The sequence below is a fragment of the uncultured Microbacterium sp. genome (genome assembly GCF_947488465.1).
GTDB lineage: Bacteria > Actinomycetota > Actinomycetes > Actinomycetales > Microbacteriaceae > Microbacterium.
In genome coordinates this window covers 358467-377138 of record NZ_CANKZA010000003.1, presented here as the reverse complement: position 1 = coordinate 377138, position 18672 = coordinate 358467, and the positions used below count along the sequence as shown (strand labels likewise).

General features: G+C 66.8%; 16 protein-coding genes and 1 rRNA gene. 2 read left to right on the top strand and 15 right to left on the bottom strand.

The window, feature by feature from the left end; all coding sequences use genetic code 11:
* Positions 1 to 71, bottom strand: a 16S ribosomal RNA gene (locus tag Q0653_RS09545); the annotation flags it as partial.
* Positions 72 to 655: 584 nt separating this feature from the next.
* Here Q0653_RS09545 and Q0653_RS09540 point away from each other — a divergent pair.
* Positions 656 to 1915, top strand: a complete 1260-nt coding sequence (locus Q0653_RS09540; RefSeq protein WP_298944379.1) for a CoA transferase — start codon at positions 656 to 658, stop codon at positions 1913 to 1915.
* 63 nt (positions 1916 to 1978) lie between these two features.
* Here the strand turns inward: Q0653_RS09540 and Q0653_RS09535 are convergent, their stop codons facing one another.
* The 6 genes from Q0653_RS09535 to tyrS form a co-directional block, all read right to left on the bottom strand.
* Positions 1979 to 3097, bottom strand: coding sequence for a sugar-binding protein (locus Q0653_RS09535; RefSeq protein ID WP_298743773.1), 1119 nt, complete (start codon positions 3095 to 3097; stop codon positions 1979 to 1981).
* A gap of 48 nt (positions 3098 to 3145) precedes the next feature.
* The gene (gene mmsB / locus Q0653_RS09530) at positions 3146 to 4489 is read right to left on the bottom strand and encodes a multiple monosaccharide ABC transporter permease (RefSeq protein WP_298743771.1); all 1344 of its coding nucleotides are present in this window, start codon (positions 4487 to 4489) and stop codon (positions 3146 to 3148) included.
* Positions 4486 to 6033 (bottom strand): multiple monosaccharide ABC transporter ATP-binding protein, encoded by a 1548-nt coding sequence (mmsA, locus tag Q0653_RS09525; protein WP_298944378.1) that lies wholly within the window; start codon positions 6031 to 6033, stop codon positions 4486 to 4488. The genes mmsB and mmsA overlap by 4 nt, the downstream gene beginning before the upstream one ends.
* Before the next feature lie 131 nt (positions 6034 to 6164).
* The gene (locus tag Q0653_RS09520; protein WP_298944377.1) at positions 6165 to 7196 is read right to left on the bottom strand and encodes a LacI family DNA-binding transcriptional regulator; all 1032 of its coding nucleotides are present in this window, start codon (positions 7194 to 7196) and stop codon (positions 6165 to 6167) included.
* Between the two features lie 51 nt (positions 7197 to 7247).
* A complete protein-coding gene (locus tag Q0653_RS09515; RefSeq protein ID WP_298944376.1) occupies positions 7248 to 8057 on the bottom strand; it encodes a DUF4184 family protein in 810 nt (269 codons plus the stop codon).
* Between the two features lie 10 nt (positions 8058 to 8067).
* The gene (gene tyrS / locus Q0653_RS09510) at positions 8068 to 9387 is read right to left on the bottom strand and encodes a tyrosine--tRNA ligase (protein ID WP_298944375.1); all 1320 of its coding nucleotides are present in this window, start codon (positions 9385 to 9387) and stop codon (positions 8068 to 8070) included.
* A 79-nt stretch (positions 9388 to 9466) separates the two neighbouring features.
* Here tyrS and Q0653_RS09505 point away from each other — a divergent pair, with 79 nt between their 5' ends.
* Positions 9467 to 10054 (top strand): hypothetical protein, encoded by a 588-nt coding sequence (locus tag Q0653_RS09505; RefSeq protein ID WP_298944374.1) that lies wholly within the window; start codon positions 9467 to 9469, stop codon positions 10052 to 10054.
* Here Q0653_RS09505 and Q0653_RS09500 read toward each other — a convergent pair whose 3' ends face one another.
* Genes Q0653_RS09500 through argC form a run of 8 tightly spaced genes read right to left on the bottom strand, consistent with a single transcriptional unit; the run spans position 10055 to position 18589 of the window.
* Positions 10055 to 10705: a SatD family protein gene (locus Q0653_RS09500; RefSeq protein WP_298944373.1), complete on the bottom strand. Its 651-nt coding sequence runs from the start codon at positions 10703 to 10705 to the stop codon at positions 10055 to 10057.
* A 37-nt stretch (positions 10706 to 10742) separates the two neighbouring features.
* Positions 10743 to 12188: an argininosuccinate lyase gene (argH, locus tag Q0653_RS09495; protein ID WP_298944372.1), complete on the bottom strand. Its 1446-nt coding sequence runs from the start codon at positions 12186 to 12188 to the stop codon at positions 10743 to 10745.
* A gap of 56 nt (positions 12189 to 12244) precedes the next feature.
* Complete coding sequence (locus Q0653_RS09490; RefSeq protein WP_298944371.1) at positions 12245 to 13321, bottom strand: heparan-alpha-glucosaminide N-acetyltransferase domain-containing protein; 1077 nt, start codon at positions 13319 to 13321, stop codon at positions 12245 to 12247.
* 7 nt (positions 13322 to 13328) lie between these two features.
* Entirely contained in the window at positions 13329 to 14252 is a 924-nt protein-coding gene (gene argF / locus Q0653_RS09485; protein WP_298743754.1) for an ornithine carbamoyltransferase, read from the bottom strand.
* Positions 14249 to 15499, bottom strand: a complete 1251-nt coding sequence (locus Q0653_RS09480; protein ID WP_298743753.1) for an acetylornithine transaminase — start codon at positions 15497 to 15499, stop codon at positions 14249 to 14251. Before Q0653_RS09480 ends, argF begins: the two co-directional genes overlap by 4 nt.
* The gene (gene argB / locus Q0653_RS09475) at positions 15496 to 16395 is read right to left on the bottom strand and encodes an acetylglutamate kinase (protein WP_298743752.1); all 900 of its coding nucleotides are present in this window, start codon (positions 16393 to 16395) and stop codon (positions 15496 to 15498) included. Before argB ends, Q0653_RS09480 begins: the two co-directional genes overlap by 4 nt.
* A complete protein-coding gene (gene argJ / locus Q0653_RS09470; protein ID WP_298944370.1) occupies positions 16392 to 17549 on the bottom strand; it encodes a bifunctional glutamate N-acetyltransferase/amino-acid acetyltransferase ArgJ in 1158 nt (385 codons plus the stop codon). The genes argB and argJ overlap by 4 nt, the downstream gene beginning before the upstream one ends.
* A complete protein-coding gene (gene argC, locus Q0653_RS09465; RefSeq protein ID WP_298944369.1) occupies positions 17546 to 18589 on the bottom strand; it encodes an N-acetyl-gamma-glutamyl-phosphate reductase in 1044 nt (347 codons plus the stop codon). Before argC ends, argJ begins: the two co-directional genes overlap by 4 nt.
* Positions 18590 to 18672 lie beyond the last annotated feature (83 nt).

Sequence of the window (18672 nt, the reverse complement as noted above, 5' to 3'; positions counted from 1 at the left end):
CACCGTTCGACTTGCATGTGTTAAGCACGCCGCCAGCGTTCATCCTGAGCCAGGATCAAACTCTCCGTAAAAGAATGCTGCATCAACAAACCGGAATAGGTTCATCTCCGCGAGTTTGAACTGACCAAAAAGATGCCATCACTGACAATCCATAACGCCAGCCCCTCCGGAAGAAGGACTGGACTTGATCCAAAGGAATCTCACCCCACCGAAATGAGGTTGAGGTTATTTGGCATTTGACAAGTGCACGCTGTTGAGTTCTCAAGGATCGGATACTCCTGCAACTCAGCCTTCCAGCCTCGCCCGCAGGGCAACTTCTCTATCTTACACTTCGCTCGGCGCTTGTCAAACCGGCGATTTCCGACTGAACGTCGTCGATCCGGCGATGACAGAGCATCTCACGAAGTGTGATCCCGACCTAGACCAAAGGGTCTTGTTCTCTCTCCGAGAGGTTTGGGTTGGGGTGGCTCTCCACTTGAGGGGGCGAGGCCTTCCGGCCTTTCGCTCTTCCCTGTGGGGCGAACAAGTAATAAGTTACGCGGGGGTTACAGATCGGGCAAATCCTGGTCTCATCCCGGGCGTGTCGCCTCGAATGCTTCCGCACGTTCTCCCAGATCGGGAGCTGAAAGTGCGCCCTCGGGACTATCGTGTGGCCATGAACGGCCCGGTCCCCCTGCCCTCGCGGACGAATGTTGCGGCGCTCGCGGAGCGCGCTGTTTCCGCGGTCACGCGGGCCGCCATGCGCGCAGCCGACGTGGTGGGGCCCGTCCAGCTCGACGCGGACCGTGTGGCCACGGCCTATACGAGCGAGCGCTGGCTCCGCGTGGGCGGCCGCCCACCTGTCGCCTTCGCTCCCTTGTCTGCGTTCTTCCGTGTGGCGGACGGGTGGGTGCGCACCCACGCGAACTACCCCCACCATCGCGCCGCACTCGCGAGTGCTCTGCGGCTGAGCGAGGATGCCGACGTCGACGCGGTCGCGCATGAACTCGCCCGCTGGACATCCGCATCCGCCGTGCGTGCGATCAGCGTCGCGGGCGGCCTGTGCGTCGCGGTGCGCGTACCGGATCCCACCGTCGATGACGCGCTGCGTCGGCATCCCCTGGTTGCCGTCACTCAGCTCGGTGCGGCGCGCCCTCGTCCCCTCCCCGATGCGGCGCGCGCCGCTCCCCTCCGCGGGATCCGCGTCCTCGACCTCACCCGGGTGATCGCGGGTCCGATCGCGACCCGCACTTTGGCGCTTCTCGGTGCCGATGTTCTCCGGATCGATCCACCCTTCCTGCCCGAACTATCCGCACAGCATCTCGACACGGGCCACGGCAAGCGGTCCGCCCTCCTCGACGTGGGAAGCGACGAGGGCGCAGCGCAACTCACCCGACTTCTCGCGGACGCGGACGTCGTCGCCCTGGGCTATCGTCCGGCGGCGCTCGCACGGCTCGGCCTCTCCCCCACGGCGCTCGCTCTCGCGCGCCCGGGCGTCATCGTCCTTCAGCTGAGCGCCTGGGGTGATCCGCAGCGGCGTGGCTTCGACAGTCTGGTGCAGGCCGAAAGCGGTATCGCGCTGCTCGAGTCGGCCACGACCGCCCCCGGCGCGCTCCCGGCGCAGGCGCTGGACCATAGCGCCGGCTACCTCCTGGCCGCTGCCGCGATCGATCTCCTCGTACGGCGAGCAACAGAGGGTGGTTCGTGGCTCGCGGAGACGTCACTGCGACGCGTCGCCGCAGAACTCATCGGGTTGCCGCGGCACACCACACCGACGGCCGACATCCGCGACAGCGATTCGCAGGCGCACCTGCAGGAATTCCTGGTGCAGGGGCAGCTCCTCCGCACCGCGGCGCCGGCGGTGCAGTATTCGGGAGGGCCCGCAGCCTTCCGCGCTCCACGGCCCTGGGGCGGCGACGAACCCGTGTGGCGCTAGAGCGAGCGCCGAACGGCCCCCGCTTGCGAGAAGCGAGGGCCGTCCGATGAGACGAGAGGCCGCTTACTGCGCGGCGTTCACGATCTCGAGGAGCTTCGGGCTGTTGGCGTATGCCTCGGCCGCGTTCTCCCCCGTGACGATGACGGGCGGCAGCAGGAAGGCCGGAACGACCTTCACACCGTTGTCGTACTGCTCGGTGTCGTTGACCTCGGGCTCTTCACCCTTCTGGAGCGAGATGATCATGTCGATCGTCTGCGCAACCAGGAGCGTCGTGTCCTTGTTGATCGTCGAGTACTGCTCGCCGGCCATGATCGACTTGACCGACTCGGCTTCGGAGTCCTGACCGGTGACGGTGAACTTCGTGATGTCGGTACCGGCCTGCTTCACCGAGGTGATGATGGCGCGTGCCAGCGTGTCGTTCGGCGAGAGCACACCGTCGATCGGAGTCGACGCGTAGTTCGCGACCATGAGCGAGTCCATGCGGCTCTGAGCGTTCTCCGCCTTCCAGCCCTGGGTCGCGGTCTGCGCAACCTCGGTCTGGCCCGAGACGACGACGAGCGTGCCGTCGTCGATCTTCGGCTGCAGCACCTTCATCGCACCATCGAAGAACACTGCGGCGTTCGCGTCGTCGGGCGAACCCGAGAACAGCTCGATGTTCCACGGAGCGCCGTGACCCGAGCGCGCCTCGAGACCGTCGAGGAGCGCCTGACCCTGCAGCTCACCGACCTTGAAGTTGTCGAACGCGACGTAGAAGTCGACGTTCGGCGTGTTCTCGATGAGGCGGTCGTAGGCGATGATCTTGACGCCGGCGTCGGCAGCCTGCTGGAGCTGCGTGCCCAGCTGCTTGCCATCCTTCGCACCGATCACGATGACCTTCGCGCCGTTGGTGATCATGGCCGAGATCTGGTTCTGCTGCTCGGCGACCGTGTTCGTGGCCGGTGCGTACTGCACGTCCGGCTTGAATCCGGCATCCGTCAGGCCCGACGTGAACAGGTCACCCGCGAGCACCCAGTTCTCGGAGGTCTTGTCGGGGAGCGCGACGCCGATCGTGGCGTCTGCGGCGAAGCCGGTAGCAGCAGCGTCCGTGCTGGCCGCGTCGGTGCGCGCACCGCCGGAGCAGCCGGTGAGCGCCAGCGCCGCGACGGCGGCCATGGCGGCAGCCGCGAGAGCGATCTTCTTCATTGATTCGTCACTTTCTCTTGTGAGGGGTGAGGCGAGCTTGCCCCGGGACTAGCCCTTGGGAAGGTCGGCCGGCTGGCTCGACTCGTTCGTTCCCGACGTCGGAGTGACGGCGGGGACACTGGTGGGGAACTCTGCGGTCTTATCGCGGCGACGTGTGAGGAGTCCGATGATGGACGGACCACCGCGACGCTTGCTCATCACGTCGACCGCGACCGCGAGAAGCAGAACGAGCCCCTTGGTGATCGACACGGTGTCGGCACCGGCTCCGACCAGCTGGAGTCCGTTGTTGAGGAATGCCATGACGAGACCGCCGATGATCGACCCGATCACGGTGCCGATGCCGCCCGAGACCGCCGCTCCACCGATGAAGACCGCGGCGATCGCGTCGAGTTCCCAGCCGTTTCCGTCCTGCGGACCGGAGGCCGTGGCGCGCCCGACGTAGATCATTCCTGCCACGGCGGCGAGCACCGACATGTTCATCATCACGAAGAAGTCGACGCGGCGATCCTTGACGCCCGAGAGCGCTGCGGCCATGCGGTTTCCACCCACGGCGTAGATGTGACGGCCGAACACGGTGCTGTTCGTGACGAACGAGTAGACGACCACAAGCACGAGCAGAATCACACCGGAGATCGGGAAGCTGGTTCCCGGGCGGCCCGTCGCGAACAACCACGCAGCCCAGAGAATCGCACCCGAGAGAACGATGACTTTGAGCGCCGAGACCCACAGCGGTGCGGACTGCGTGCCGATCCGGGCCTGCTGGCGGCGCAGACGGAGCTCGTTGTAGACGATCCACCCGACCCCGATGAGGCCGAGGAGCATGGTCAGCACGTTGAAGGGGACGGCGATCGGCAACTCCGGCAGATATCCAGACCCGATGAAGCTGAACTCCGGTGGTACCGGCGTCGTGGTCGACTGACCGATCGCCTGGTTGGCACCGCGGAAGATCAGCATGCCGGCAAGAGTCACGATGAACGCAGGCACACCCACGTACGCGACCCAGAATCCTTGCCAGGCTCCGACGAGCACGCCGACGACCAGGCCGATGGCGATCGCGAACGGCCACGGCACGTTCCACTCGCTCATCGACTTCGCGACGATGATGCCGACGAACGCGGCGACCGACCCGACGGACAGGTCGATATGACCCATGATGATGACCATCACCATGCCGATCGCGAGGATCAGGATGTAGGACTGCTGACTGACGACGTTGATCAGGTTCTGCGACGACAAGGTGGTGCCGCCGGTCCAGACCTGAAAGACCAGGATGATCGCGATGAGTGACGCGAGGATGCCGAACTGACGGAGCGAGGACGTGCCGGCTCCGAACATCTTCTTCAGGTCGGCCAGGCCGCCTGTGCTTTTCGTGGGGACCGTTTCGGTGCTCATCGCCCTGCCTTCTGTCGTGCGGAGGTCATGCTGCGCATGAGGTTCTCGGGTGTTGCTTCGGCTACGGGGAGGTCATCGGTGACCTGCCCCTCGAAGATCGTGTAGATCCGGTCGGAGATGCCCAGGAGTTCGGGCAGTTCGCTCGAGATGAGGATGACGCCCTTCCCCTGTGCGGCCAGCTGCTGAATGATCGTGTAGATCTCGTACTTGGCTCCGACGTCGATCCCGCGGGTCGGTTCGTCGAGGATCAGCAGATCGGGATCTGAGAACATCCACTTCGCCAGAACGACCTTCTGCTGGTTGCCGCCGGAGAGCTTCGAGACACCCACGTCCACGCTCGGGGTCTTGATGCGCAGCCGCTTACGGTAGTCGTCCGCGACATCGCTTTCGGCGTACGGGTCTATCACGCCGCGCTTCGCGATCTTGCGCAACTTGGCCGAGACGATCGATCGCTTGATCGTGTCCAGCAGGTTGAGGCCGAGCACCTTGCGGTCCTCGCTCACGTAGGCCAGTCCGTGATCGATCGCGGATTGGACGTCCTTCAGAGCGACTTCCTTGCCGTTGATCAAAATCTGACCGGACTCGTACACGCCGTAGGAACGGCCGAAGAGGCTCATGGCGAGCTCGGTGCGGCCGGCGCCCATCAGACCCGCAAGGCCGACGATTTCGCCCTTGCGCACAGAGATGCTCGATCCCTTGCACACGAGGCGCTCGGCGATCTGCGGGTGCCGCACAGTCCATCCGCGCACTTCGAAGAACACGTCGCCGATGTGCGGAGTGCGATCGGGGTACCGGCTCTCGAGCGACCGACCCACCATCCCGCGGATGATGCGGTCCTCGTCGACGCCACCGGCGTGGACGTCGAGCGTCTCGATCGTGCGGCCGTCGCGGATGATGGTGATCGCGTCGGCGATCTGCTCGATCTCGTTGAGCTTGTGGCTGATGATGATCGACGTGATGCCTTTGCCCTTGAGGCCCAGGATCAAATCGAGCAGGTGCTGCGAGTCGTCTTCGTTCAGCGCCGCAGTCGGCTCATCGAGGATGAGCAGCTTGACGTCCTTCGCCAACGCCTTCGAGATCTCGACCAGCTGCTGCTTGCCGACACCCAGGTGCTTGATCTGGGTGTCCGGATCGTCACGCAACCCCACCCGGGCCAGCAGATCGACCGCACGGCCGCGTGCGGCCGACCAGTCGATGATGCCCGCGCGTTCGATTTCGTTGCCGAGGAAGATGTTCTCGGTGATCGAAAGCTCCGGGATCAGCGCGAGTTCTTGATGGATGATCGCGATGCCGGCGTTCTCGCTCGCTCGGATGTCCTTGAACTCCACAACGCCGCCGCGGAACCAGATCTCCCCCGAGTAGGTGCCGTGGGGGTAAACACCGGAAAGCACCTTCATGAGCGTGGACTTGCCGGCGCCGTTCTCGCCGCAGATCGCGTGGATCTCGCCGGCACCTACGGTGATCGACACGTCGGACAGGGCTTTGACCCCGGGGAATTCCTTGGTGATGGAGCGCATCTCCAGAATCGGGACTGCGTCGGTCATGCGGCGCGACCTCCTCGTCTTCCGTTCCGCGTTCGTTGCGGGGCGGCTAAATGTGACCGTTCACATTGCTCACTCATCGTGCACCTTTCCACCCGTGGTGTCAATCCACGGATGGGGCCGTTATCGAAGCGTCACTTTTGGTGGCCGAACGCCGGCGCCGTGGAGGCGCGGACCACCAGACTCGGTTCGATCGAGGCGACCAGCGGCGGCGCGTCGTCGGCGTTGATCAGTCGCAACAGTTCGGCGACGGCGCGACGGCCGAGGCTCGCGAACTGCTGGTGGACGGTCGTCAGCGGAGGCCAACTATGTGCCGCGAGAGGAATGTCGTCGAACCCCACGATGCTCACGCGTCGAGGAACATCGATGCCCACGTCACGGAATCCGTGCATCAATCCGATCGCCATCGCGTCGTTGGCCGCGAAGACGGCCGTGAAATCAAGACGATGCGACAGTTCCAACGCCGCGCGGTATCCGAAATCCGCCGTCCAGTCCCCGAGGATCGGCGCGCGCGTGGGGAGATCGGCGTCGGACAGGGCATGCAGATATCCGCGCATCCGACTCTCCGCCTCGATCCAGTCCTGGGGGCCGGCCACGTGCACGATTTCGACGTGTCCGAGTTCGATGAGGTGTTCGGTCGCCATCCGACCGCCCCGCACCTGGTCCTCGGCAAGTTCGACGATGCCGCGTTCAGCGGTATTCAGGCCGAGATAGGGAATATCGACGTTCAGTTCGGCCAGGATGTCGAAGACCCGCACTTGCGGCGCGTGGACGACGATCCCCTCGACCGATTGTCGGCGGAGATGTTCGACGGCGGCCCGGATTGTTTCGGGCTTCGTGTCGCGCAGATACGCGGAGTTGACCCAGTATCCCTGCTCCCGCGCAGAGTCCTCGAGCGCGGCGAGGGACGAGGTCGGGCCGTATTCACCGCGCGAGCCGAGGATCACACCGAGCGTGCTCGATCGACTCGTCACCAGAGCACGCGCGGCCTGGTTGGGCCGATAGCGCAGTTCCTCCATCGCATCCAGGACACGCTGCTTGGTAGCCGGCCGGATGCTCGGATGATCGTTCAGGACGCGCGACACGGTCTGATACGACACATCGGCGGCGCGGGCGACATCGCGGATACTCGCCGTCCGCGTGCGTTCCTCGCCAGTTTCGTTCACGCGCCTCACCTCGATGTGTACGTTCACATTACCGCGCCACCCGCGCCGTCGCTATTTTCGAACGGCGGTGCGACGCACAATCAGGATGCCCACAGCCAGCGCCAGCGTGAGGACCGCCCAAACGGCACACGCCGGGGGGAGCACCCGGTAGGCCAGGTGTTGCGGGGTCCACTCGGATGTGAATGCGCCGAAGGTGATGCTCCCCCACACCCACGCGACGACCAGGATGAGCGGAAGGGAGATCCACCACAGCGCCCGCGCCGCATCGGGAAGCACGCGGCGGACGTCCGATGTCGGTCGTCGCCGTAGCCACACGCCACCGATGACGGCGAGCAGGAGAAGGCCGCCCACGCCCGATCCGTACTGCACCCACTTGCCGGCCAGCGGGCCCCACTGCTGGGCGAGCGCGGGGAATACGCTCAGCCCCCACCGACCCTCGTGCGTGAACGCATCCCACGCGATGTGCGAAAGCACTCCCAGCAGGAGCGACACAGTCACGCTGATGACCCACACGAGCGGACGCCCCCAGATCGGCCGCTCGGCGCCCGGGCGCGACGCACGCACGGCAGACCACGCGGCTGATCCGGTGGCATCCCACTCCCCCGGCAGGCGAGCGGCGATCGGCCTCGGCGTCAGTTCCCGAACGGCAGGCCGCAGCACCAGATACCACAGTGCCAAGAGAGCCATGGCGAGCATGGTCGAGAGCACCACGTTGGTGTGGGTCGCCTGGTAGCTGATGGCCGTCCCCCGCACGAACAGCGGAAGGTCCGGCGCCATTGCGCCAATCGCCATCGCGGCCGGAAGCAGCGGAGTGCGCAGGAACGGCAGCGCGACGACGGCGTGCGCGGGGGTGAACGGCATCCGTCAGCGGTCAGACGGCAGTGACGAAGAGGCCCGCGAGGGTCTTCTTGCCGCGCCGCAGCACGGACACCCCACCCGGCAGCGAACCCGCAACGGCCGCCGCCTCATCGTCGACCTTGACACCGTCGAGGCTCACGCCGCCCTGCGCGATCGCCCGGCGCGCCTCCGAGAGCGACGCGACGAGCTGCGTGTCGACGAGCGCCTGGACGACCGCGGTTCCCGCGGGGATTTCCGCGTTCGGCAACTCCGCGAGCGCCGCGCGCAGAACCTCCGGATCGAGGGTCGTGAGATCTCCCTGACCGAACAGCGCATCGGATGCCGCGACGACGGCAGCGGTGGCCGCTGGCCCGTGGACGAATGTCGTCACCTCTCGCGCGAGCCGCTTCTGCGCTGCGCGACGGAACGGCTCGGCAGCGACGAGGTGCTCGTGCTCCTCGATCTCGGCGCGCGTGAGGAACGTGAAGATCTTCATGCGGGCGATGACATCGGCATCGTCGGTGTTGAGCCAGAACTGGTACATGCGGTACGGGCTGCACATCGCGGCATCCAGCCAGATCGCGTTGCCCTCGCTCTTGCCGAACTTCGTGCCGTCGCTGTTGGTGATCAGCGGCGTCCCGATCGCGTGGACCGACGCACCCTCGACGCGGTGGATGAGGTCCGTCCCGCTGGTGAGGTTGCCCCATTGATCGGATCCGCCGGTCTGCAGGACGCAGTCGTACTGTCGGTACAGCTCGAGGAAGTCCATCCCCTGCAGAATCTGGTAGCTGAACTCGGTGTAGCTGATGCCCGCATCCGAGTTCAGGCGGGCGGCGACGGCATCCTTCTTCAGCATCGTGCCGACCCGATAATGCTTGCCGATCTCGCGGAGGAAGTCGATCGCACTCAGCGGCGCGGTCCAGTCGAGGTTGTTGACCATCCGCGCGGTGTTTTCACCCTCGAAGCTCAAGAACCGCTCGACCTGCGAGCGCAGGTAGCCGACCCATTCCGCCACCGTGTCTTTCGTGTTGAGCGTGCGCTCGGCAGAGGGACGCGGGTCACCGATGAGACCCGTGGATCCCCCGACGAGCCCCAGGGGCCGGTGTCCGGCGAGTTGGAGCCTGCGCATCGTCAGCAGCTGGACGAGATTGCCCAGGTGCAGGCTCGGGGCCGTCGGGTCGAACCCGCAGTAGTAGGTGATGGGGCTTCCGCCGAGGAGTTCCCGGAGCTGCTCTTGGTCGGTCGAGACGTGCACGAGTCCGCGCCAGACGATCTCGTCCCAGACGTTCTCGAACGCCGGGTCGTTGGCGGGTTCCAGGGCGGTCGGTGCGGTGTTCACGGCGGGTTCAGACACGCGCTCCAGGCTATCAGCGGGGCCGCTGCCCGCCGTGTGGCACCCGGACGGCGTCGGGAGGGCGTGTCAGACTGACGACGTGGCTGCCTCTGCCGACGTCCTCACCACGACCCTGGTCGTGATCTTCCTGTTCCTCGCGCTGTGCGGGGCACTGGTGCTGGTCACCGTCTCGTTGCGCAGACCCCGCGGTGTCCCCCTCGTGATCGCCGCGGGCCTGGTGGTGCTCTGTCTCATCTCGGTGACGGTCCTCCCCTACAACGTGCCGCTGCTGTTCGGCGCGATCCTCGCTCTCGTGGGGACGGCGCTCGGAACCGTCGGCGGTGACCCGTTCACGCGGTGGGTGCTCGCCGTCGCCGACGGCGGCCGCACCGCGGAGGGAACGCGCGGAGGGATCCTCGTCGAACTCATGTCCGAGAAATCGAGCCCGCGCCAGGAGGAAATCCTGCGCGGCGGCCTCACGATCGGCTACCTCGAACGCCTCTCGGTCATCCTGGGGGTCCTTGCCGGCTTCCCCGCGGTGATCGCCGTGGTCGTCGCCGTCAAGGGAGTCGGACGCTTCACGGAGCTGGCGACTCCCGCCGCACGGGAGAGATTCATCGTCGGGACGTTGGCGAGCCTGCTGTGGGCATGCGCGGTCGCCGGAGTGCTCCGACTCGCGATCTGGTGATCAGGATTCGCCCGCCGCTGTTCCCGCGATCTGCAACTGCGCGAAGCCCTCGATGAGGGCCCCGGCGCCGGCCGTCGCAAGAGCCTGGGACACGGCCGACTGGGTGATCCCCTCGCTGCGAGCAAGCTCACCCTGGGTGCGGCCGAGGAGCCGGCCGTAGGTGAGCCGCCTCGTCCGCTCGCTCATCTCGCTGATCACCTGGTCACGCGCGAGCACGTAGGCGTTGGCGACGTGAGTGCCGACAGCATCCGCCTCATCTGCAGCCACGATCCACGTGCGCGACCCCCGAACGGATCGCGCCTGACGTGCGTGCACGATGTCGATCGCTTCGCGCGCCGCCCACCATCCCGGTCCCTCGGCCAGCGCACCGACCCGCGACGGCACCTCGATCAGCGCTCCGATGCCGATCCCGTAGCGGCAGTCGATCCCTTCCGGCAAGACCAGCCGCAGCAACAGGAGCCCCGACATCGCGGCGGTCACCGTCGGGTACACGCCTTGAAGTTCGTCACCGACCGTGGGTTGCAGCGGACGCTCTGCGGACGGGAAATCCTGCTCGACGGTCAGGACGCTCTGGTCGATGATGCGCTGCGCCACCGCTCGATCGGCCAGGCCACGGGAGCCGACGATGTCGGCGATCACAGCGACACTCATGACATGAGAGTATCACTGATAAATCACAAAAATAAGCCTAAAGTCGATATTCAGGATTGATCAGGGAGGCAGCCGCACTCTGGGCCCGTGCAACCAATTCCGCGCGCTGTTCACCGACGCGCACGGGAGCCGTGCCCCCGACCCCCGTACGACTGGCGACTGATCCCTCGATCGTGAGAACCTCGCGTACCTCGGGGGAAAGATGCGTCGACACCTCTGCGAGCAGAGCGTCGTCGGCATCCTCGAGGCCGATCGCGCGCTCTTCGCACGCGCGGACAAGAGCACCCGAGATCTCATGGGCGTCACGGAACGGCACACCGCGCTTGACGAGCCACTCGGCGACGTCCGTCGCCAGCGAGAAGCCCTGAGGGGCGAGCTCGGCCATCCGATGGGCGTCGAAGCGCAGAGTGGCGATCATCCCCGCGAATGCGGGCAGGACGACCTCGAGCGTCTGCACCGAATCGAAGACCGGCTCTTTGTCTTCCTGCAGGTCACGGTTGTACGCCAGCGGAAGCGCTTTGAGCGTCGCCAGCAAGCCCGCGAGATTGCCGATCAGACGGCCCGCCTTACCACGGGCGAGTTCGGCAATGTCGGGGTTCTTCTTCTGCGGCATGATGCTGGAACCCGTGGAGTACCCGTCATCGAGCGTGACGAAACCGAACTCGCGCGTGTTCCACAGGATGATTTCCTCCGCGAAACGAGAGAGGTCGATGCCGATCATGGCCGTGATGAAGGCGAACTCCGCCACGACATCGCGTGCCGCCGTGCCATCGATCGAGTTCTCCGACGGCCGGGCAAGGCCCAGCTCATCCGCAACGAGTTGCGGGTCCAGGCCCAGCGTGGATCCGGCGAGCGCTCCCCCGCCGTAGGGCGAGACGGATGCTCGCACGCTCCAGTCCCGGAGCCGCTCCAGGTCGCGCACGAGCGGCCAGGCGTGCGCCTGGAGGTGGTGGGCGAGCAGGACCGGCTGTGCGTGTTGCAAGTGTGTGCGACCCGGCATGATGGCCGCCGGATGCGCCTCGGCCTGCGCGACGATCGCGTCGATCACGCGGAGGACGTCGCGGGCGATGACCGATGCATGATCGCGGAGGTACAGCCGGACGAGCGTGGCGATTTGGTCATTGCGACTGCGGCCGGCGCGGAGCTTGCCGCCCAGCTCGGCACCCACTTCGGCAATCAGGGCGGCTTCGAGCGCGCCGTGCACGTCTTCGTCACCGGGCTGGGCGACGAGAGCGCCGGACTCCACCGCACCAGCCAGGGCGTCGAGGCCGGCATGCATGCGGGTCTCTTCGTCGGCGGTGAGGTATCCGGCAGCGGCCAGGGCCACAGCGTGCGCGTGAGAACCGGCCAGATCGTAGGGAGCGAGGACCCAGTCGAAATGGGTCGAACGACTGAGCGCGGCCAGTTCGGGAGAGGGGCCGGAGGCGAAACGGGCACCCCAGAGGGCGCCGTCGTTCGTGCCGTGGGAGGTCGAGGAAGTCACCTGCTCAGCCTATCGGCGGCGGCCGTTCACCCCGATACGGGCGGGGACGGCGCCAGTCAGCGCGCGGCCGGAACGAGGCGACGGGAACAGACAGCCAGCAGCCCCTCGAGGGGACCCCGCCCGACAACGAGCGCCCAGGAGGTGCAGAAGAGAATCGTCGCGATCACGAACGGCCAGAAGGGCGACAGAGATCGGAACCCCGTCAGATCCTCCACGTCACCGAGGAGCAGCGCGGCCACGATGACCCACGCGACCAGTTGGCCGACGTATGCCGTCAGGGGCATGGCGCCGACCGCGCGGAGCGGGAGGAGCACGGTGGAGACCGGCGTTCGGCACAGCAGAAGGCACGCACCGATCGTCGCGACCGCACCGCCGCCCGAGCCCACGACCTCGAGGAGGCCACCGGTGTGTTCCTCGGCGGTCCAGACTGCAGCCAGGTAGGTGTCCGGTTGTGCGGTGAAGACGGCATCCGCGATCGCCGCCAGCACGACCGCCGCCGCACCCCCTATCAGGAGCCACACCTGGGTCCGCCCCGCGCGGAGAGAGGACCGGCCGATCGCGAGCCCCGCCACCAGAAAGACGATCCACAACGTGAACGGGTAGTGCCAGCCGAGCATCAGCGACAGATCATTGCCGACCATCCCCTGCCAGATCGGCAGGGCGTTCCACACCGGCTGCAGCCAGGGCAGCGTGAGGGCGCTCGCTCCCGCGATGATCCAGAGCGCCCTGGCGCCCCACCCGAGCAACGGCAGCGCGAGGACGAAGAGCAGCGCATACGCCGGGAGAATGACGTAGACCGGCACGGCGGTGGCGATCAACAGGATGCCGATGATCCAGAGCAGCGCGGCACGCACGACGATACGCAACCGCGCCGTCGTGCGTGCGGGACCCGTGATGGGTGTCGGACCCCCCGTGATGAGCGCGAGCGAGACGCCCGCCAACGTCGCGAACAGAATCGAGGATCGCCCCCCGGCCACCCCGATCCACGTGGCAGGATCGCCGATGACAGGAAGCGGCAACGCGATCAGATGCGCCGCGAACATGCCACACACGGCCAGGGCGCGCGCCAGGTCGATCCCCTGCAGCCGGGACGGGCCGTCGAGGAAAGACCGACCGCGCTCGGCGGTGTTCACGTGATCGTCACTGCTGACGCAGCAGCCATACCAGGAGCGCCTTCTGCGCGTGCAGACGGTTTTCGGCCTCATCCCACACGACGCTCTGCGGTCCGTCGATGACGGCGGCGTCGACCTCGTACCCGCGGTCAGCGGGCAGACAGTGGATGAAGATCGCCCCGGCATCGGCGTGTGCCATGGTGTCGGCGGTGACCTTGTAGGGTCCGAGGTCACGCAGGCGCGACGCCTTCTCCTCCTCCTTGCCCATCGAGACCCACGTGTCGGTGACGATGACATCCGCACCGGCGGCCGCCTCGAGCGGATCGGCCGACAGCGTGACCGAACCGCCCGTCTCCGCAGCGATCCGCTGCGCGTCGGCCACCACGTCGGCCCGCGGTGCGTAGGCCTCGGGCGAGGCGACGCGCACGTGCATGCCGGCGGTCACCCCGGCGAGGAGGTACGAGTGTCCCATGTTGGAGCGACCATCGCCGAAGAACGTGAGGGTGAGCCCGGCGAGCTCCCCCTTGTGCTCCCGAATCGTCAGAAGGTCGGCGAGCAGTTGGCAGGGGTGGAAGTCGTCGCTCAGCGCGTTGATGACCGGCACGCGTGTGCCGCGTGCCATCTCCTCGAGCCCCGCTTGAGCGTACGTGCGCCAAACGATGGCCGCCACCTGACGCTCCAGCACGCGCGCCGTATCGGAGGGCGTCTCTTTGCCGCCCAGCTGGCTGTTGGCCGTCGAGATGATGAGCGGCGATCCACCGAGGTCCGCGATGCCGACCGCGAACGAGACCCGCGTGCGCGTCGACGACTTGTCGAAAATGACGGCGACGGTCTGCGGCCCCTCCAGGGGAGTGAGCTTCCAGCGGTCCTTCTTCAATGCCAGCGCGAGATCGAGGATCTCGGCCTGCTCGGCCGAGGTCAGGTCATCATCGCGCAACAGGTGACGGGTCATGCGGGCACCTCCGTGGGTGTCGTGGATGCGGGCTGGTCCAGGAGCAAGGCATCCTCGACCGTCCGCAGGGTCTGGGTGAACAACGTGAGGAACTCATCGATCTCGACGTCGCCGATCGTCAGCGCCGGGGCGATGCGGATGGTCGTGTCGTTGGCCGCGTTGATGATCAGGCCGTGCTGCTGCGCCGCCGCGACGACCGCCCCGGCGATCGGGTGCGCCAGGGCGATCCCGATCAGCAGCCCTCGGCCCCGGCATCCGACCACGAGCGACGAGTCGATCGACGTGATCGCTGCCCGAAGCTGCTCCCCTCGGACGGCAGCGTTGTCGACGAGCCCGGCCTGTTCGATCTCGCCGAGCACGGCCGAAGCCACCGCCGTCGCGAGCGCATTGCCACCGAACGTCGAGCCGTGCGTGCCGGGCGAGAAGAGCTCGCTCGCCGCGCCGAACGTGATCAGCGCACCGATCGGGAACCCGCCACCGATGCCCTTCGCGACGGTGATCGCATCGGGCGTGATGCCGTCGCGCTGGAAGGCGAACCACTCACCGGTCCGGCCCGCGCCGGTCTGGATCTCGTCCACGATGAGCAGGGCGCCGTGGCGGGTCGTGAGCTCCCGTGCGGCCGCGAGGTAGCCGTCCGGGAGGTCGATGACTCCCGCCTCGCCCTTGATGGGCTCGACGAAGAGCGCGGCGACACGCTCGTCGAGCGCCTCTTCGAGCGCCTCGACAGTGGACTCGATGAACTCCACCCCAGGCACCATTGGCAGGAACGGCGCCTGCATGTAGTCCTTGCCGGTGAGCGCGAGCGTTCCCATCGTGCGACCGTGGAAGGCGTTTCGCATGGCAAGGATGCGCGGGCGCTCGGTACCACCCTGGAGTCGGGCGAGCTTGAAGGCTGCTTCGTTGGCTTCGGCGCCGGAGTTTCCGAAGTAGACCCGGCCCGATTCTCCTGTGCCGGCGAGCCGCTTCAGATGGGCGGCGAGCGCAAGCTGAGGCGGTGTTGCGAAGAAGTTCGACACGTGCGTGAGGGTCGCCGCCTGCCGGCTGACCGCCTCGACGAAGACCGGATGCGCGTGCCCGAGCGAGGTGACGGCGATGCCGCCGAGGAAGTCGAGGTAGCGCTTATCGTCACCATCCCACAGGTGTGATCCCTCGCCACGAGTGAAAAGAGCGAAGCGATCGCCGGCGTTGCGCACCAGATCGCGTGCGGCATCGTCCCGCCAGCTCGTCGCCTCTGTTGCCGCGCTCATCCCGCCACCACCTCTGTTCCGATTCCGTGTTCTGTGAAGATCTCCACCAGTACCGAGTGGGGCTGACGACCGTCGATGATGGCGGCCGTATCGACGCCGCCGTCGACCGCATCCAAGCACGCCTGCATCTTCGGGATCATGCCCGATTCGAGCGTCGGCACCATCTCGCGCAACTGCGTCGCCGTCAAATGCGAGACGAGCGAGTCACGGTTCGGCCAATCCGCGTACAGGCCGGGCACATCGGTCAGGACGACGAGTTTGGTCGCCTGCAGTGCGATGGCGAGAGCCGCCGCGGCCGCATCCGCGTTGACGTTGAGCGAATGCCCCGGGTTATCGAGGTCGGGGGCGATCGACGACACCACCGGGATACGCCCGGCGGCCAACTGATCGAGGACCGGCTGCGGATCGACCTCCACGACATCGCCGACATACCCGAGGTCGTGTTCCGCGCCGTCGACGATCACCCCGCGGCGGCGTCCGCCGAAGAGCCCGGCATCCTCACCGGAAAGCCCCGTCGCGAACGGACCGAACGCGTTGATACGGGCGACAAGCTGCGGGTTGATCTGTCCGGTGAGCACCATCCGGACGACACTGATCGCCTCGGTGCTCGTGACCCGGTATCCGCCCTTGAACTCGCTCGGAATCGACAGACGGTCCAGCATCTGCGAGATCTGCGGTCCCCCACCGTGCACGACGACGGGCTTGACTCCGACGAACCGCAGGTAGGCGATGTCCTGAGCGAACGCGTCCTGCAGCTCTTCGGACACCATCGCGTTGCCGCCGTACTTGATGACGACGATCTGGTCGCGGAAGCGTTGCAGCCACGGGAGTGACTCGATGAGCACGCCGGCTTTGACCGCCGCCTCTTCCGGAGTGGTCTGCTGAAGATCGGTCATGAGGAGTACGCGCTGTTCTCGTGGACGTAGTCGTGCGTCAGGTCGTTGGTGAGGATCGTGGCGGTATCCGTTCCCGACTTGAGGTCGATGAGGATGCGGGTCGCGCGCGGAGTCAGATCGACATCCTCGCGGGGCCGGTCGGGGCCGCCGGCCGTGCAGACGCGCACACCGTTGAACGAGACGTCGACGTCATACGGATCGAAGGCCGCCGTCGTCGTGCCGATGGCGGCCAGAACCCGGCCCCAGTTCGGGTCGTTTCCGAAGATCGCGGCCTTGAACAGGTTGTTGCGGGCGACCGCCCGGCCGACCTCGACGGCATCGCTTTCCGAGGCGGCACGCACGACCTCGATCGCGATGTCGTGGCTGGCGCCTTCGGCATCGCCCTGCAGCTGCTCGGCGAGATCCAGGCAGACGCTCGTCAATGCCGCCGTGAACACGGGCAGCTCGGGGTGAAGGCCGGAAGCCCCGCTCGCGAGGAGGGTCACCTGGTCGTTGGTCGACATGCACCCGTCCGAATCGAGCCGGTCGAAGCTCACCCGCGTCGCATGGCGGAGCGCGGTGTCGAGTTCGGACGCCGAGAGATCGGCGTCGGTCGTGATGACGACGAGCATCGTCGCAAGCCCCGGCGCGAGCATGCCCGCGCCCTTGGCCATTCCCCCGACCGTCCACCCCTCGTGCGTGTGCACAGCGCGCTTCGCCCGTGAGTCGGTGGTCATGATCGCCTCGCTGGCAGCGTCGCCGCCGGTCGGCGAGAGTTCCGCGATACCCCGCTCGACGCCGTCGAGCACTCGCGCACGGAACACCTCGTCGCCCGTGCCGATCAGGCCTGTCGAGCAGACGATGATGTCCCCGGCGCTCACACCCAGCAGTTCAGCCGCCCGCTCGGCGGTCTGGTGTGTGGTCTGGAAACCGAAGCTTCCGGTGAAGCAGTTCGCTCCGCCGGAGTTCAGGACGACGGCCTCGGCCACGCCGTCGGCGATCGCCTGCTGTGACCAGAGAATCGGGTTCGCCTTGGCACGGTTGCTCGTGAAGACGGCAGCTGCGGCCTTCCGCGGTCCCCGGTTGACGACGACGGCGACGTCCTTCTTGCCGGTCGACTTCAGGCCGACCGCGACGCCGGATGCGTCGAAACCCTGTGGTGCGGTGACGCTCACGGTGCCACTCCGTTCACGCTCAGGCCCCGATCCTCGGGGAGGCCGAGGGCGATGTTCATCGATTGGATGGCGGCACCAGCGGTGCCCTTGACGAGATTGTCGACCGCGGTGACGACGACGACCCTGTTCGCGGCCCGGTCGATCGCGAGGCCCATAAGAGCGGTGTTGGCGCCGAGGACATCCGCCGTCCGCGGGAAGTGTCCTGCGGGAAGAACCTGCACGAACGTCTCCTCGCGGTAGGCGTCTTCCCACGCGGCGCGGATCTCGGCATCCGTCGCCCCGTCGACGATCGGCGCCGTCGAGGTCGCGAGGATGCCGCGACTCATCGGCACGAGCACCGGAGTGAAAGAGATCCGAATGTCCTCGCCACCGGCGGCAGCCAGAGCCTGTCGGATCTCGGGGATGTGCCGGTGCGTGCCCCCCACGGCGTACGGGTTCGCGGAGCCGAGGATCTCGCTCGCCAACAGATTCGCCTTGAGACTCTTTCCCGCCCCCGAGGGGCCGACGGCGAGGACGGAGACGATGTCGCTCGGATCGATGACTCCGGCCGCGACACCCGGCGCGAGCGAGAGAGCGATGGTCGATGCATTGCAGCCCGGCGCCGCGATCCGCGTCGCGCCGACGAGGTGTGCGCGCTGGTGTGCGCCGCCGACCGGAAGTTCGGGGACGCCGTAGGCCCACGGCTCGTGGAAGTCTCCGCCGTAGAACGCGTCCCACGCATCCGCCGAGGTCAGGCGATGATCCGCACCCGCGTCGATGACGAGCGGCACATCGTCGAGCGCGTCCGTGTACTGGCCTGACTGCCCGTGCGGGAGCGCGAGGAAGACGATGTCATGGCCGGCGAGAATCTCGGGTGTCGTCGCCTGCAGCGTCAGGTGCGCAAGTGACCGCAGGTGCGGCTGATGCTCGATCAACGGCTGACCCGCGTTGGAATGCGCCGTGACGGTGCGGATCTCGACGTCGGGGTGCGCCGCGAGGAGCCGCAGGATTTCTCCCCCTGCATAGCCGGAAGCGCCGGAAACGGCGACCGAATAGGTCATTGTCCCACCTTATTGTCTCGTGACGTGTCGTCTGGATAGGGCCCGAAGCGGCGAACCGACGGCTCGACCCGTACAGGCGGGGA